This window comes from Streptomyces sp. GL_141 (assembly GCF_057834385.1).
In genome coordinates this window covers 1078061-1093542 of sequence record NZ_CM174402.1, presented here as the reverse complement: position 1 = coordinate 1093542, position 15482 = coordinate 1078061, and the positions used below count along the sequence as shown (strand labels likewise).

15 protein-coding genes and 1 tRNA gene are annotated in these 15482 nt (G+C 73.6%); 11 read left to right on the top strand and 5 right to left on the bottom strand.

Annotated elements, in window-relative coordinates; genetic code table 11:
* Positions 1-43: 43 nt before the first annotated feature.
* On the top strand, positions 44-1192 hold the full coding sequence (locus AC3IX6_RS04760) for a winged helix DNA-binding domain-containing protein (protein ID WP_489368995.1): 1149 nt from the start codon (positions 44-46) through the stop codon (positions 1190-1192).
* Positions 1193-1315: 123 nt separating this feature from the next.
* Here the strand turns inward: AC3IX6_RS04760 and AC3IX6_RS04755 are convergent, their stop codons facing one another.
* Complete coding sequence (locus AC3IX6_RS04755; RefSeq protein ID WP_489368993.1) at positions 1316-3337, bottom strand: transcriptional regulator; 2022 nt, start codon at positions 3335-3337, stop codon at positions 1316-1318.
* Positions 3338-3431: 94 nt separating this feature from the next.
* Between AC3IX6_RS04755 and AC3IX6_RS04750 the strand changes: the two genes are divergently transcribed.
* Positions 3432-4250 carry an alpha/beta fold hydrolase gene (locus tag AC3IX6_RS04750; RefSeq protein WP_489368992.1) on the top strand — a complete coding sequence of 273 codons (819 nt, stop codon included), beginning with the start codon at positions 3432-3434 and terminating at the stop codon, positions 4248-4250.
* Here the strand turns inward: AC3IX6_RS04750 and AC3IX6_RS04745 are convergent.
* Complete coding sequence (locus tag AC3IX6_RS04745) at positions 4240-6318, bottom strand: SpoIIE family protein phosphatase (protein ID WP_489368991.1); 2079 nt, start codon at positions 6316-6318, stop codon at positions 4240-4242. The genes AC3IX6_RS04750 and AC3IX6_RS04745 overlap by 11 nt on opposite strands.
* A 185-nt stretch (positions 6319-6503) precedes the next feature.
* On the opposite strand from AC3IX6_RS04745, the gene AC3IX6_RS04740 reads away from it, so the two are divergent.
* Together AC3IX6_RS04740 and AC3IX6_RS04735 are read left to right on the top strand one after the other, a co-directional pair.
* On the top strand, positions 6504-7343 hold the full coding sequence (locus AC3IX6_RS04740) for an SGNH/GDSL hydrolase family protein (protein WP_489368990.1): 840 nt from the start codon (positions 6504-6506) through the stop codon (positions 7341-7343).
* A gap of 136 nt (positions 7344-7479) precedes the next feature.
* Positions 7480-8679 carry an MBL fold metallo-hydrolase gene (locus AC3IX6_RS04735; RefSeq protein ID WP_489368989.1) on the top strand — a complete coding sequence of 400 codons (1200 nt, stop codon included), beginning with the start codon at positions 7480-7482 and terminating at the stop codon, positions 8677-8679.
* Positions 8680-8787: 108 nt separating this feature from the next.
* On the opposite strand, the gene AC3IX6_RS04730 is transcribed toward AC3IX6_RS04735, so the two are convergent.
* Positions 8788-9171 (bottom strand): hypothetical protein, encoded by a 384-nt coding sequence (locus tag AC3IX6_RS04730; protein WP_489368988.1) that lies wholly within the window; start codon positions 9169-9171, stop codon positions 8788-8790.
* Between the two features lie 137 nt (positions 9172-9308).
* Here AC3IX6_RS04730 and AC3IX6_RS04725 point away from each other — a divergent pair, with 137 nt between their 5' ends.
* The 6 genes from AC3IX6_RS04725 to AC3IX6_RS04700 all read left to right on the top strand — a co-directional run bounded on the left by AC3IX6_RS04725 (position 9309) and on the right by AC3IX6_RS04700 (position 13593).
* Positions 9309-10988: a sensor histidine kinase gene (locus AC3IX6_RS04725; protein WP_489368986.1), complete on the top strand. Its 1680-nt coding sequence runs from the start codon at positions 9309-9311 to the stop codon at positions 10986-10988.
* 38 nt (positions 10989-11026) lie between these two features.
* Positions 11027-11458 (top strand): roadblock/LC7 domain-containing protein, encoded by a 432-nt coding sequence (locus AC3IX6_RS04720; protein ID WP_489368985.1) that lies wholly within the window; start codon positions 11027-11029, stop codon positions 11456-11458.
* On the top strand, positions 11455-11874 hold the full coding sequence (locus AC3IX6_RS04715; RefSeq protein ID WP_243339028.1) for a DUF742 domain-containing protein: 420 nt from the start codon (positions 11455-11457) through the stop codon (positions 11872-11874). The genes AC3IX6_RS04720 and AC3IX6_RS04715 overlap by 4 nt, the downstream gene beginning before the upstream one ends.
* Positions 11852-12547, top strand: a complete 696-nt coding sequence (locus AC3IX6_RS04710) for a GTP-binding protein (protein WP_489368984.1) — start codon at positions 11852-11854, stop codon at positions 12545-12547. The genes AC3IX6_RS04715 and AC3IX6_RS04710 overlap by 23 nt, the downstream gene beginning before the upstream one ends.
* Positions 12548-12567: 20 nt before the next feature.
* Complete coding sequence (locus AC3IX6_RS04705) at positions 12568-13119, top strand: GAF domain-containing protein (protein WP_489368983.1); 552 nt, start codon at positions 12568-12570, stop codon at positions 13117-13119.
* Between the two features lie 69 nt (positions 13120-13188).
* Complete coding sequence (locus AC3IX6_RS04700) at positions 13189-13593, top strand: MmcQ/YjbR family DNA-binding protein (protein WP_489368981.1); 405 nt, start codon at positions 13189-13191, stop codon at positions 13591-13593.
* On the opposite strand, the gene AC3IX6_RS04695 is transcribed toward AC3IX6_RS04700, so the two are convergent.
* Both AC3IX6_RS04695 and AC3IX6_RS04690 read right to left on the bottom strand, forming a co-directional pair.
* Entirely contained in the window at positions 13580-14479 is a 900-nt protein-coding gene (locus AC3IX6_RS04695) for a transketolase family protein (RefSeq protein ID WP_489368979.1), read from the bottom strand. The genes AC3IX6_RS04700 and AC3IX6_RS04695 overlap by 14 nt on opposite strands.
* Positions 14480-14531: 52 nt before the next feature.
* Positions 14532-15236 carry a transketolase gene (locus AC3IX6_RS04690; RefSeq protein WP_489368978.1) on the bottom strand — a complete coding sequence of 235 codons (705 nt, stop codon included), beginning with the start codon at positions 15234-15236 and terminating at the stop codon, positions 14532-14534.
* 156 nt (positions 15237-15392) lie between these two features.
* Between AC3IX6_RS04690 and AC3IX6_RS04685 the strand changes: the two genes are divergently transcribed.
* A tRNA-Pro gene (locus AC3IX6_RS04685) sits at positions 15393-15469 on the top strand.
* The last annotated feature ends 13 nt before the right edge of the window (positions 15470-15482 follow it).

The window sequence follows — 15482 nt, the reverse complement described above, 5'->3', positions numbered from 1 at the left end:
CGGTTAGGCTGCACGTTTCGACAGGGGACGGGACGGTCGTGGCATGAAGGTCAGCGCAAGGGAGCTCAACCGCTCCACCCTCGCACGGCAGTTGCTGCTGCGGCGCGAGGAGATGAGCGTCGGTGACGGGGTCCGCCGGGTGGTCGCCCTCCAGGCGCAGCACGCGGCCTCGCCCTACCTCGCGCTGTGGAACCGGCTCGCCGGTTTCGACCCGGCCGGCCTCGACGCCGCCTTCACGGGGCGCGAGGTCGTCAAGTCGACGCTCATGCGGCTGACCCTGCACGCCGTGCACGCGCAGGACTACCCGGCCTTCCGGGAGGCCGTGCAGCCGTCCGTACGGGCCGCCCGGCTCGGGACCCGCTTCACGGACTCGGGGCTGACGGCCGAGGACGCCGACGTCCTCGTGCCGCAGCTGCTGGACTTCGCCGACCGGCCCCGTACGACGGCCGAGTGCGAGGCCTGGCTCGGACAGCGGCTGGGAGCGGCGCCCCGGCCCGGAGCCTGGTGGGGGCTGCGGCAGTACGCTCCGCTGCTGCACGCGCCCACCGCCGCGCCGTGGTCCTTCGGGGAGCGGCCGTCGTACGTCGCGCCCCCGAGCCGGCCGCGCACGGTGCCGGCGGACCCGGAGGCCTCGGAGGAGTCCCTGCGGACGCTCGTCCTGCGCTACCTGGAGGGTTTCGGGCCGGCGTCGGCGGCGGACGTGGCGCAGTTCTCCCTGGTCCAGCGGGCCAGGGTCCGCCAGGCGCTGCGCGCGCTGGAACTCTCCGGACGGCTCGACCGGCTGGTGGGGCCGGAGGGCGAGGAGCTCTTCGACGTCCCGGGCGCACCGCGTCCCGAGGAGGACACGCCCGCGCCGCCCCGGCTGATGGCCATGTGGGACAGCGTGCTGCTGGCCTACGCCGACCGGAGCCGCGTCGTCCCGCCGCAGTACCGCAAGCTCGTCGCCCGGATGAACGGCGACACCCTGGCGACCCTGCTGGTCGACGGCCGTGTCGCCGGGGTGTGGCGTCCGGCCGGCTCCGGGATCGAGGCGACCGCCTTCCACCCGCTGCCGGAGGAGGTCTGGGAGGAGCTCGCCGGCGAGGCCCGGGCGCTGACGGCCTTCCTGGCCGACCGCGAACCGGAGGTCTACCGGCGGTACGGCCACTGGTGGAACAAGCTGCCGAGCGCCGAAACCCGGTTGCTCGTCTGAGCCGTGGGGCCGGGACCGGAGGGGGGTCCCGGTCCCACGGGCTACGCACTCTCCGAAGCCGCCCGGCCGCATCGTGATCTTGCCGCTCGCGGGACCACGGGCAAGGCCGTCCGGGTCCACCCGTCAAGTGGACCAGCCGGAAGGAAGGCGCGGGTCCGGGGCGTAGGCGCAGTAGGTCCCGGTGCTGACCGTGTGGTCGAGGTGGTCACCGAGCGCCGGACTGCCGTCGCGGAGGCGGCCGATGGCCTTGCGCACGGCCTGGGTGACGGCGGCCCGGGCCCGTTCGGAGGCCGCGCCGGCATGCCGGTCCCGCCCGCCGAGTCCGACGGCCCGGGTGAGCTCGGCGACCAGGAATTCACGTTCGAGGCCGGCTTGTTCCTGCCTGGCGATGTCGTTGTCGGCGCGGGCGTCTTCGATGTCCTCCTCGATGTCGGCCAGCCGCCGCCGGTACATCCGCTTGGCGCGGTCGTCCAGGAGGGGACCGGCGTCGCCGGCGCGGGAAAGCCTGCCGGCAGCGCTGGGATCATCGCTGTCGGCGGCGGCCAGGTCGAGAACGTGGAACTCCCGGCCCGGCGCGGCGAAGAGCCGGGCGAGGTGGTGCATGCCCTTGCTGTCGCGGACGGACATGCGCCGACCGTCGAAGACGACCCTCCAGTAGTCGCCCTCCCGGACGAACGTGTCCGGCTCCGCCGCTTCCGCCCGGGGCTCGTCGGTCGCGGGCGCCCGGGCGATCCGTTCGAGCTCGGTACCCGCCGCCGCCCGTTCGACGGTCTCGGCCCGGAGGTTGCCCAGGGCGCGCTGAGCGTCCGCGAGCCGAAGCCGGCACTCGGCCGTCTCGTAGGGGGCGCCGACCTCGCTCCAGGCACGAACGGCATCGGCGAACAGCGCCGACGCCCGGGCCGCATCACCCTCGGCGAGCAGGAGCTCGCCCCGAGCTCGCCCTGCCGATGCGGCGAGCGCGGTGCTTCCGAAGCGGACGGCGACCTCTTCGAGCTCGCGGACGGCGGCCCGCGCCGTCTCCAGGTCGCCGCGGGCGACGGCGATCCTGACCTGCGCGTCCAGCAGCGGTGCCCGGCGCAGCTCGGAGGTGGGGGGCAGCTCCTTCGACGGCACCGGCAGGGGACGGGCCAGCGCCTCACCGATCGCGGTGGCCGCCGTGTCGGCGTCGCCGCCGGCGAGCCGGACGAGCGAGAGACCGGGTTCGGGATCCCACCCGAGGCGACGGGCGGCGATCAGCGCCTCCTCGGCGCCGGGAAGGTCGCCGCGGTGCAGCCGGATCCGGCCCAGTTCCGTCAGCGGCCAGCCCAGCTCGCGCCGCACGTAGGGACGGAGCTCGTCGCACGCCAGCAGCACCTGCCGCTCGGCGTTCGCGCACTGGCCCCGCAGGCGGAGGATCTCCGCCCGGTGCACCCGGCACCGGCCGTGCAGGCTGCCGATCGCGTTCGTGCGCGCCCACCGCTCCATCGCTTCGGTCCACTGCTCGGCCAGGTCGTACTGGGCCAGGCCCTGTAGCGCGCAGACCAGTTCGCAGTACACGACTCCGGTCGACAGCGCGTCGAGATCTCCGGCCATCACCGCCGTGCCGGCTTCGTCGAGGAGCTCCAGGCCCCTTTCGACGTCGCCGTCGAGAATCGCCAGCCGGGCCTGGGCCACGCGCCCGATCGCCGCTGCCGCCGGGTCGGTGTGCGAGCCGGTCTCGATCGCACGGTCCGCCCAGACCCGTGCCGCGCCCAGGTCACCGCTGAGGAGCCGCTCGAAGGCGCGCACCGCGGCGAACCACGCGTGAACGGGTGTCGCCGTCGCAGGGTCGAGGAGGCGTTCCGCGCGATGCAGCCACCCGCGTACCGGAGCCATGAGCGCGGTGTCGAACAGCAGGTGCATGGCGACCCGAACGGCGGCTCCGGCCGCGCCGTTGTCCTCGCCGAGCCGGGACAGCTCCTCGTGGAGCCGCTCCCAGGTCTCGATCGCGACGTCGAGGTGTCCAGCGGCATACGCGACGGCGGCGAACTCCGTGAGCTCCGCCGGGCCGAGCCCGCCCGCCTCCCGGGCCTCCTGGTAGCCGGCGTAGGCGTCCGCCCATGCTCCCCGGGCCGCGGCGTTCCGCGCCCGCCCCAGGGCGATCGCTGCGCCGGAGGTGTGGGCCACGGACGTCTTCCTTCCGTCCCGGGGCGAGTGGGTTACAGCGGTAAGAGCCGTGCTTACGCCTCCATGGTGAGCCACAACCCCAGTGGAGGACGAAATGGACACCGTCACGCTCAACGACATCCGGCTGGAACACGAGATCCGGGGAACCGGGGAGCCGGTCCTGCTGATCGGACCGGTCCTCCCCGACGGGTTCCTCCCGCTGGTCACCGAACCGGCGCTCACTGAGCGTTACCAGCTCATCACCTATCACAAGCGGGGCTGGAGCGGCAGCACCCATACCCCCGGGCCGGTCGGCGTAGCCGATCACGTCGCGGATGCCATCGGACTGCTCGACCACCTCGGCATCGACCGGGTCCACGTGGCAGGGCACTCGACGGGCGGGGCGGTCGCCGCCCAGCTCGCCCAGGACCACCCCGGCCGGATCGCCACGGTCGCCCTGCTGGAGCTCTCCCTCTTGTCGGTACCCGCGGGCGAGGCGTTCTTCGCGCAGGCCGCGCCGGCCTTCGAGGCGTACGCCGACGGCGATCCCGAACGCGCCTTCCAGCTGTTCCTGTCCCTCGCCGGCGGGATGGACTGGGAACGCTGCCGAACCCTGCTCGAGGAGCGCGTGCCCGGCAGCGTCGCACAAGGAGTCAAGGACGCCGACACGCTCTTCGGGATCGAACTCCCCGCCCTGGCCGAGTGGCGGTTCGGCCCCGACGACGCCGCGGCGATCCGCCAACCGGTGCTGTCCGTGCTGGGCGGCAACACCCAACCGCTGTGGGTCGAGGTCGCCGAATTCCTCCGCGCGTACGTGCCTGACGTCGAGGAGTGCGTCGTCGACGGCGTGGGCCATCTGCTCCACATCGAACGGTCCCGACCGGTCGCCGAAGCCCTGGCCGGGTTCCTGACCCGTCACCCGATCACACCCTGACCGGGGGCACTCCCCGGTGGACGCGGGCGAGGACGAGAACCGTGTCGTCGGTCGGTGGGGTGGGCAGCAGGCGTGTGAGGATGTGGTCCGCCATGGGTTCCAACGGGCTCGGGGACCTTTGCAGTTCGGTGCGCAGGGCTTCCAGGCCGGCGTCGATGTCCCGGCCGCGCGCCTCGATGAGGCCGTCGGTGTACAGGGCGAGGGTCGTGTTCCCGGGGAGTTCGACTTCGGTCGTCCGGAAAGGGTGGCCACCGACGCCCAGGGGAACTCCCAGGACCTCGCCGATCGTCTCCACCGTGCCGTCCGGCCGGAGCATCAGCGGTGGGGGATGGCCGGCGCTGGCGATGCGGGCGCGACCGCTCTTCGGGTCGTAGACGAGGTACAGGCACGTCGCCAGCTCGATGCCCGCCTCCTGGGCGCACGCGTCGAGTTCGGTGAGCAGGTCGGCGGGGTTGCTGCCGTGCCTGGCCAGGGCTTTCGTGGTGATGCGGAGGCGGCCCATGGAGGCCGCGGCCGACACGCCGTGCCCCATCACGTCGCCCACCACGAGGGCGACCCGGCCGTCGGGCAGGCCGATCACGTCGTACCAGTCGCCGCCGACCTCGGTGATCCGGCTGCCGGGTATGTACCGGTGGGCCACGTCCACGTAGGGGCTGGTCGCCAACGCGCTGGGCAGCAGGGCCCGTTGCAGGGTGAGCGCGATGTTCTGGACGCGGCCGTACAGGCGGGCGTTGTCCAGGCAGATCGCGGCGCGTGAGGCGAGTTCACCGGCGAGGCTGACGTCGTCCTTGGTGAAGGCCGGCCGGTCGGCGGACCGGCCGAACATGGCGATCCCCTGGACGGTGCCCCTGGCGATGAGCGGGGCGACCAGGATGCAGGCCAACCCGCTCTCGGCCAGGAGCCGTGCGCGTGACTCGATGAGGACGGTCCGGGTGAGGAACTCCTCGTTCACCACGGCGGAGATGGCCCGGCCGGTCCGCAGCATGTCGTGGATGACGGAGCCGGGCGGATACCGCACCGTCTCCAGCCCGCTCACGAGCTCGGTGGCCGGAGGGGGCAGGATCGTCCCGGATGCGATCCGGCGCGTGATCAGCGGCCGCGCCGGATCAAACTCCGCCGCCTCGTCCATCCACTCCACGACTTCGACCACGGCGCCGTCGCAGAAGTCCGGCATCGACGCGTCGACCAGCTCCTGGGCCGTGAGGTTCACGTCCAGGGTGGTCCCGATGCGCGTGGAGGCCCCGTCGAGCAGGGCCAGCCTTCGACGGCCGGCGGTGGCTTCCAGGATGGCCCGTTCCCGGTCGGTCACGTCCACCATCAGCCCGCCCACTCCGGGGCGCGAGCCGACGGCCTGGGTCAGGGGGAAGAAGCTCACCGACCGCACCTGGTCGCGGTCCGGATGGCCGCGCGGGCGCGTGCCCACCAGCATCCCCACGACCGGCGGCCCGCCCAGGGCGACGGCCCGGAGCATGCGCCCGTACTCGCCACCGTCGGACATGATCATGATCTCGTCCATGGGCCGCCCGAGGTGCGACGCGATCGGGAGGCCGTCCATGTCGGCGAGCGCCTGGTTGAGGTGGACGTACCGGAGGTCCGGGTCGAGCATGACCAGACCGATGGGGCAGGTCTCGAAGAGGGCGTCGAGGAAGGCGAGGTTGGTCTTGACCCGATCGAGCTCGTCGCTGCGGCTCGCCAGGACCATCACCAGCGAACGTCCTGCGGCTCCCCTCATGGAGAAGGCCCGGAACCCGCACTCGAAGAGCGTGGCGTCACGGTGCCGTGCCGTCAGCCGGCCCCTCCAGTACCCGAGGGTCCGGCCCCGCTCCGCGAGCCGGGCGCACGCGTCGGCGGCGCTCCGGGGCCCGTCGGCGAAGAGAGCGGCGCCGGGCCCGGACAGGACGGCGGTGGAGTCGTACCCGAAGAGGTCCCGCGCACCGGGCCCCCAGTAACAGACGAGGTCGCCGTCATCGAGACCGAAGACGGCCACCGGCACGTGCTCCAGCATCGCCCCCGGCTCGGACCAGAACGGGCCGTGAGCCTCCTCGCCCCCCGGCGGAGCCGATGGCACGAGACGTCCCCTTCCGCGCGCCGTTCCATCCATTATGCGGGCCCTACCGGCGGGTGCGCGGCGGACGAGGTGCGTACCAGTGGAGGCGCGTGGGGCTGATGTGCGCGAAGCGACCCGTGTTATTCCCCGGGCACGGGGTGGCGAAGATCACGGTCCGTAAGGCCCTGGCTACGGTCGCGTAGGTCATGATCCGCGGTGAAGTATGGGCTCCCGTGGCAGCGACGACGACATCCAAGACCAAGACCATTGGCTCGTACGCGGCGCTCGGGGACAGTTTCACCGAGGGCGTGGGGGACCCGGGACCGGGGGACACCTTCCTCGGCTGGGCGGACCGGCTGGCCGTCCTGCTGGCCGACCGGCGCGAGGAGCAGCACGAGCACTCCGGTGACGACGCGGGGTTCCGCTACGCGAACCTGGCCGTACGGGGCCGGCTGCTGGACCAGATCGTGGCCGAGCAGGTCCCCCGGGCCAAGGAGCTCGCGCCGGACCTGGTGACCTTCTGCGCGGGCGGCAACGACATCATCCGGCCCGGCAGCGATCCGGACGACGTGGCCGAACGGTACGAGGCGGCCGTGCGCGACCTCACCGGATCCGTCGGCCTGGTCGTGATCACCACCGGCTTCGACACGCGCGACGTGCCCGTCCTCAAGCACATGCGGGGCAAGATCGCGACGTTCAGCGCGCACGTCCGCTCGATCGCCGACCGGTACGAGTGCCCCGTGCTCGACCTCTGGTCGCTGAAATCCGTACAGGACCGGCGGGCCTGGGACGACGACCGGCTCCACCTCTCGCCCGAGGGGCACACCAGGGTCGCCCTGCGCGCCGCCCAGGTGCTGGGCCTCGACACGCCGGCCGATCCCGACCAGCCCTGGCCCCCGATGCGGCCGCGCGGGTCGGTGGACACCACCCGCGACAACATCCACTGGGCGCGCGAGCACCTCGTGCCGTGGATCGGCCGCAGGCTGCGCGGGGAGTCCTCCGGGGACCACGTGGAAGCGAAGCGGCCGGACCTGCTGCCGCTGTAGAGGTGGTGCGGGGGCGGGCGGGAGCGAGGCCGGGGCGCGTTCGCGGGCGCGTAACGGAATCCTTGGGGGGTATCACGCGTTGGGATGGTGGTAACCATGAGAACGCCCTGCCCACACCCCCCACACTGGAGGCGCCTTGACCGGCTCCCGTCCCTTGCGTCCACGGCTGCGCGCACTGCGGCCCGAAGCCTTCGGCGCGGACCCGTCCGGTGCCCGGCTGGAGCGGATCCGGCGTTCGCCGAACTTCGCCGACGGAATCTTCCAGAACCCGGCCGGGACCCGGACCAGGCCCTCCGGGTCCATGGCGGAGTTCGCCAAGATCTACTTCCACAAGGAGCAGCGGCTCCGGCGTAGCCCCGGCGCCCCCATCCCGGTCTACCCGACGACCCTCGCGGAGCTCTCGAAGCCCCCGGTCAGCGGCCTGCGGCTGACCTGGATGGGGCACTCGAGCGTGCTCGCCGAGATCGACGGGCGCCGGGTCCTCTTCGACCCGGTCTGGGGCGAGCGCTGCTCCCCCTTCCCCTTCGCCGGGCCCAAGCGCCTGCACCCGGTACCCGTACCGCTGGCCTCGCTGGGCGAGGTGGACGTGGTGGTGATCTCGCACGACCACTACGACCACCTCGACCTGCCGACGATCAAGGCCCTGGCCGGCACGGACACGGTCTTCGCCGTCCCGCTGGGCGTCGGTGCGCACCTGGAGCGCTGGGGCGTCCCGGCCGACCGGCTGCGCGAGCTCGACTGGAACGAGACCACCAAGGTCGCCGGGCTTTCGCTCACCGCCACCCCGGCCCAGCACTTCTGCGGCCGCGGCCTGCGCAACCAGCAGTTCACCCTGTGGGCCTCCTGGGTCGTCGCGGGCGACGAGCACCGGATCTACCACAGCGGGGACACCGGCTACTTCCCCGGCTTCAAGGAGATCGGCGCGGCGCACGGGCCCTTCGACGCGACGATGATCCAGATCGGGGCGTACTCGGAGTTCTGGACCGACATCCACATGACGCCCGAGGAGGGCATCCGCGCCCACCTCGACCTCCAGGGCGGCGCCGCGCGCGGCACGATGCTGCCGATCCACTGGGGCACCTTCAACCTGGCGCCCCACCCGTGGGACGAGCCGGGCGAGGGCACGGTGACCGCCGCCGAGCGGGCCGGGGCGGCGATCGCCCTGCCGGTGCCCGGGCAGCCCTTCGAGCCCGGTGCGCCGGACGCGCCGAGCGCGCCGTGGTGGCGTCCCTTCGTGGCCGCGGGCTCGCCCCCGCCGGTCGCGGCGGCCCGGCCCGCGGTGGCCGGGAGACCGGCAGCGGTGACCCGTGAGGAGCCGGAGGCGGTGGGGTCGTAGACCCGTCGGCCCGGAACGGAGCCGGAGCGGAGCCGGAGCGGGCCCTCCTGACGCGGGAGGGCCCGCTCCGGTGTGCCGCGGGTGTCGCGGTGCTGCCCCGGAGGGAAGCTACGGCTTGTGCCCGTGCCGCACGTCCAGGCACAGCGCCCAGACGTCGGAGTAGCTGCCCGGGGAGGGCGAACCGCCGCTGTGGGTGGCGGCCGTCCGGTACGACGGGTCCGAGCTCCCGTCGCCGACCGGGGTTCCGGCGGCGTCGCTGGGGAAGCTCGCGATCGGCTTGAGGCTGCCGACGCCGGCCGGGGTGGTGCGGGCGCCGCCGCCGAGCACGTGGGTGTTGGCCGGGCAGGTCGCCGTGACGGCCGGGGCCAGTGCGGCGGGAGTCGGCGGGAGGGGAGCGAGGTGCGGGCGGGGCTCCGGGAGGCGGCGCGTGCCCGCAGGACGCCGGGGAGTGCGCGCTCCCGGCGCATTCGGGCTGTCGTGCGAGCGCTCCATCGGGAGCGGGAAGCACCCGGGCGAAGTTCCCCAACTCGCCGTCCTGGGGCCGAGCGTGCGGTCTAGCGTGGGTATCCGGTGATCAACACCGGATCCCGGGAAGCCCGGGGGCCGGGCCCCACATACCGAGGACGACGATGTCCGGACTCCGCGCCGCCCGCCACTCCCCGTCGAGACATGCCGTCACCGGTCCCGGTCGGCAGATACGGCCCCAGTTGATCCGCGCCGCCCTGCTGCCCACGCTCGCCGCCGGGCTCAGCGGCGCCGCCGCGGTGATCTTCGCGCTGCAGCTCGGCGGCGGCGCGGGCGCCCGCGACCCCCGACTGTGGCCGGTGCTCAGCGGCTGCGCCCTGCTCTTCGCGGGAGCGCTCGCGGCCGCCCTGCTCGGGGCCCAGCGCGCGGCCAAGACCGTGCGCGACCGCTGCGAGGCGCTGCGCCGCTCCAGCGTCCGCGGACGCCAGGAGCTGCACACCGCCGCCGACCGGCTGGAGCGCGGCGAGCTGCCCGCCCGCCCGGTGCGCGCCGGCCCGGCCGCGCCGTCCTTCGGCCCCGAGACGGCGGGAATCGACGAGTTCTGGCTGCTCGCACAGGAGCTGCGCGGCGCCCGCGAACAGGCCCACGCGACCCTGGTCCGCCTCGGCGGGCCCGTCACGCCCTCCGACAGCGACCGCAAGGTCGAGGTCTTCGTCAACCTCGCGCGCCGCCTCCAGTCCCTCGTGCACCGCGAGATCTCGCTGCTGGACGATCTGGAAGACACGGTCGAGGACCCGGACCTGCTCAAGGAGCTCTTCCACGTCGACCACCTCGCCACCCGGATCCGGCGCCACGCGGAGAACCTCGCGGTGCTCGGCGGAGCCGCCTCGCGCCGCCAGTGGACCCGGCCCGTCGACCTGAGCGAGGTACTGCGCTCCTCGGTCGCGGAGGTCGAGCAGTACACTCGGGTCAAGGTGGTGCCCCCCGCGGGTGGTTCCGTACGCGGCCACGCCGTCGCCGACGTCGTGCACCTGCTGGCCGAACTCGTCGAGAACGCCACCGTGTTCTCCGCGCCCGACACCGATGTCGTGGTGCGCGCGGAGCGGGTCACGGCCGGGATCGCGGTCGAGGTGGAGGACCGCGGCCTCGGCATGCCGCCCGAGGAAGCGCACCGGATGAACGCCCTGCTCGGCGACCCCGACCAGATCAGCGTCCGGCACCTGCTCGCCGACGGGCGGATCGGCCTGTTCGTCGTCTCGGCGCTGGCCCGCAGGCACGGGATCGCCGTCGAGCTCAAGTCGAACATCTACGGCGGCGTGCTCGCCGTACTGGTCCTGCCCCAGGAGCTGTTGGGGGCCGAGGCGCCGAGCGCGGCCGACGTCCTGGGCGGCTCCCGGGCCACCTCGTGGGGGACCGGCGAGGGCGCGGGCGCGCCACGGCTGGAGCCGGTACGGATGCCCCTGCCCGGGCCGGATCCCTCCGGCGCCCCGCCGGTGGTGACGGCGTCGCCGGTCAGGGTGGCGGCGCCTGCGGTCACGGTGGCGGCGCCCGCGGTGGCGGCGCCCGCGGTCACGGTCGTGGTACCCGCCGTCGCGGTACCGGTGACGACCGTCGCGGCGCCGGTCGCGCCGCCGCTCTCCGCCGTACCGGCCGCCCGGGACGGCGCGGAGCGGCCGCCGCTGCCCCGACGGCGGGCCCAGGAGCACCTCGCGCCCCAGCTGCGCGAGGCCCCCGTACCCCGCCCGGGCGGCGCCGAAGGCGCGGAGCGGCCCGTGCACGACCCCGGCCTGATGGCCGCCTTCCAACGGGGCTTCGGCCTCGCCCAGTCGGAGCACCAGACGTGACCCCGGCCTCTCACCCGACAGCTAAGGAGCGCACCCCCATGGGCGGCGAAGTGGCGACCACGACCAGTCGGCTCTCGGACCTCGACTGGCTGCTCAGCGGTCTGGTCCAGCGCGTGCCGTACACGCGCAGCGCGGTCCTGCTGACCGCCGACGGGCTCGTCACCTGCGTGCACGGACTCGACGCCGACAGCGCCGACCACCTGGCGGCCCTCGCCTCCGGGCTGTACGCGCTGGGCCGCAGCGCCGGGTCCCGGTTCGCGGAGGGCGCCGAGGTCCGGCAGGTGGTGGTCGAGCTCGACAGCGCCCTGGTCTTCGTCTCGGCGGCCGGATCCGGCACCTGCCTGGCCGTACTGGCCGACCGGGAGGCCGACGCGGGCGTGCTCGGCTACGAGATGGCCATGCTGGTCAAGAGCGTCCGCCCGTACCTGGCGGCCCCGCCGAGGCGGCCCGCCGCCGACGCGGAGCGATGAGGGCCCGAGCGAGGGGGGCAACGGCACCGGGGGGACCGCGCGATGCGCCGTGGCTGGACGATTCGGCGGGCCGGGTCATCCGCCCGTACACCGCGAGCGGCGGGCGGACACGTCCGTCCGTCGCCCTCGACCTGCTGTCGCTGGTGACGGCGACCGGAGTGCGCCCGCGCGCCCCGCTCGGCGCCGAACACGCCCTCGCGCTCCGGCTGTGCGCCGGCTCCGCCGCGGTCACCGTAGCCGAGGTGGCGGGACACCTGCGGCTGCCGGCGGTGGTGGTCAAGGTCGTCCTCGGCGACCTGATGGAACACGGGGCCGTGACGGTGCGCGCGCCGTGCTTCCCCACCGGCGGCTCCTTCGCCGACGACGACCAGTCCCTGCTCCGGGCGGTGCTCGATGGCCTGCGCAAACGGCTCTGAGCCGGCCGCCCGCGGATCCTCCGCGACCTTGAAGGTCCTGGTCGCGGGCGGGTTCGGGGCGGGCAAGACCACCTTCGTGGGCGCGGTGAGCGAGATCGAGCCGCTGAGCACGGAGGAGCTGCTGAGCGGGCTGAGCGAGGCCGCCGACCCGCTCGACGGGGTCGAGGCGAAGACGACCACGACCGTGGCGCTGGACTTCGGCCGGATCACCCTGGACGAGCGGCACGTGCTCTACCTCTTCGGCACCCCCGGCCAGCAGCGCTTCTGGTTCCTCTGGGAGGAGCTGTGCGCGGGCGCGCTGGGCGCGGTGGTGCTCGCCGACACGCGGCGCCTCGCCGACTGCTTCCCCGCCGTGGACTTCTTCGAGCGGCGCGGGATCCGCTTCGTCGTCGCCGTCAACGAGTTCGCCGGCGGGCACCGCTACGCCCCCGACGAGGTCCGGGACGCCATGGGGCTCGGCCCGGACGTGCCCGTCGTGCGCTGCGACGCACGCCTGCCGAGCTCCGGAACGGGGGTGCTGGCCACCCTGGTCCACCACTTGCTCCATCCGAACCGCGCGACGTACCCGGAGCAGGCCATGCCCATGAGGGCCACGCAGTCCGTGCAATCCGTGCAGTCCATGCACTCCGTGCAATCCATACAGTCCACGAGGTCCGCGCGGCGCGCGGAGTGACGTGATGTGGGGGAGACACCATGACGTACTACGAATCGACCGGACACCTGCTGCTGACACCGGTGGACCGGGAGGCGCCCGCGCGCGTGCTGAGGCTGCGTGAACTGGGGCTGGGGGAGCGGGTGGACGGAGAACTGGACGCCTTCGCGCGGCGGGTCGCGGACGAACTCGACGCACCGTACGCCGGCGTCAACTTCATCAGCGAGGAACGGCAGTTCTTCGCCGGCCTGCACCACGCGCCCGACGCGGCGGCGAGCGGCTATCCGGCGCGGGCGCTCCCCCGGGACCACGGGTACTGCCCCCACGTGGTGGTCCGGAGGCGCGCGCTGGTGCTGGAGGACGTACGGGACTTCGCGCGCTTCGCGGGCAACGCCGTCGTGGACGAGAGCGGGGTGCGGTCCTACGCGGGCGCGCCGCTCACCGACCGGCGCGGGATCGTCCTGGGGACGGTGTGCGCGGTGGACGTGGTGCCGAGGCGGTGGGGACTGGCGGGGCTCGCGAAGGTGAAGGCGCTGGCGGCGGAGCTGGTGGAGCTGGTCCACGACCGGGAGGACCTCGCGGCCCGGGGGTGAATGTCAGTGCCCGGGTCTACGGTCGGAGACGAGGGTCGGCACCGTAACGGACCGGAGAGGAGTCGGGGGATGGCCACGACGGCGGAGGACGCCCGGAAGATCGCACTGTCGCTCCCGGACAGCAGCGAGAAGCTCGCCTGGGGCATGCCCACCTTCAGGGTGGGTGGCGGAGCGAACGGGAAGAGCGGGAAGATCTTCGCCGCACTCGCCGACGACGACACCTCGATCGGGGTGAAGTGCCCCCGGGAGGACCGCGAGGAGCTCATCGCGGCGGAGCCGGAGAAGTTCTTCATACGGCCCGGCCACGACGACAACTACGCGTGGCTCCGGGTCCGGCTGGCGGCGGTGGAGGACGCGGCTGAGCTGCGCTCGATCCTGACCGACTCCTGGCGCCAGGCGGCCCCCAAGCGCCTGGCGGCGGCCCATCCGGAACTGGACCGCCCCGGGCCGAAGGGGCCCGTCACCGCCGGGTGAAGGCCGTGATCCGCGCGCGCAGCGCGGCCGGGTCGAGTCCGTGGGCCGCCGTGTGCTCGTCCATCGTGCCGTAGCGGCGCAGCTCGGCCCGGCCGACCCCGAGGCCGAGCACCCGGTGCGGGACCGCTTCGAGCGCCCGGCTCGCGGCAGCCGTGGAGGTCCCGGCGAGGTAGGGCTCGACCAGCACCACGTCGGCCGCGCCGTGCCCGACGGCGGAGCGCAGCGCCGCGTCGTCGAAGGGCCGTACGGTCGGCGCGTACAGCACGCTCACGTCCATGCCCTCGGTCGCGGCGAGCACGTTGTCCAGCAGGGGCCCGACGGCGACGACGACGCCCGCGCGCCCCTCCCGTACGGTCTGGAAGCCCAGGCCCGCCACGGGGCGGGCCGCCGCGTTCGACTGCGCGGAGAGCCGGACGTAGACCTTGTCGTCCCCGGCGGCGTAGGCGTGGCGCAGCAGCTCCTCGGCCTCGTCCGGGTGGCCCGGGACGTGCACGGTCCAGCCGTCCAGGGTGTCCAGCAGGGCCACGTCGCCCGGCGCCATGTGGGTGAACCCGCCGGCCGGCCAGTCGTAGCTCGCGCTCGCGCTGACGAGCACCCCGCCCGTGCCCTGGTGTCCGAAGTCGAGCTTGACCTGTTCGAAGGGCCGCTCCACGAGGAAGCTGGCGAAGGTGTGCACCACCGGGCGCAGCCCCGTGAGGGCCAGGCCGCCGCCCACGCTGACCAGCAGCTGCTCGCGGATGCCCACGTTGATCACCCGGTCCGGATGGCGGTCCTGGGCGGGCCGGAAGCCGTCCATGGTGATCTCGGCCAGCACGACGGCCAGCCGGGGATCCTCGTCGAGTGCACGCGATGTGACCGAGATGAACCGTTCGCGCATGGTGTCCATGTCTCCCCCTCGGAGGCGGCTAGTGCGTGGGCACTGCTGGTGCAGTGCCTGTTCAATGCTTCTTCTCGACCCGGGCGACCACGGCGTGCGGTCGGCCCGGATGAGGTGTGGTGTACGCCGTGTGCAGCGCCGCGTGGTCCCGGCCGTCCACGGTGACCGCCGACCAGCCGGCGGCCTCGAAGCGGGAGGCGATGCCGCCCCGCCAGCCGTGGGTCGCGGAGTCGTTGTCGATCACGATCGTGTGCAACCGCTCCAGACCGGCCGAGCCGGCGTACGCGATCGCCTCGTGGTTGCTCCCCTCGTCCAGCTCGGCGTCCCCGATCAGCACCCACACGGCCGGGTCGGCGAGCCCCTGGGCCCGCAGCCCGAGGGCGCTGCCGACGGCGAGCGGCAGCCCGTGCCCGAGCGAACCGCTGCCGATCTCCACTCCGGGGATCAAGGTGCGGTCCGGGTGGTGCCCGAGGGGCGAGTCGTACGCGCCGAACCCGTCGAGCCAGCCGACCGGGAAGAACCCCTTGGCGGCGAGGACGGCGTAGTACGCCATCGGCCCGTGCCCCTTCGACAGCAGGAACCTGTCCCGCTCCGGATCCCCGGCGCTGTCGGGCCCGACCCGCAGGACCCGGTCGTAGAGCACCCACAGCGCGTCGAGCGTGGAGGTGGCGGCGGGGCCGTGCTTCTCGGCCCCGGTCATGAGCGCCATGAGCGCGCCCAGGTCTTCGTAGCGGAACGTGGCATCCGCGGCTGCTGTCCGTGTCATGGACCGATCGTGCAACCTCAAGTCCGCTTGAGGTCAAACAGCCACCCGGCGGCCCTTCGCCCCGCCCTCGCGCCAAAGGTGCGCGCGAGCACCTCCCGAAGTGCGGTATCGTTCTCCTGCGCGTTCAACCAGGGGAAACCCCAGGTCAACGGGCATCGGGACGTGGCGCAGCTTGGTAGCGCACTTGACTGGGGGTCAAGGGGTCGCAGGTTCAAATCCTGTCGTCCCGACCATGCGGAAACGCAG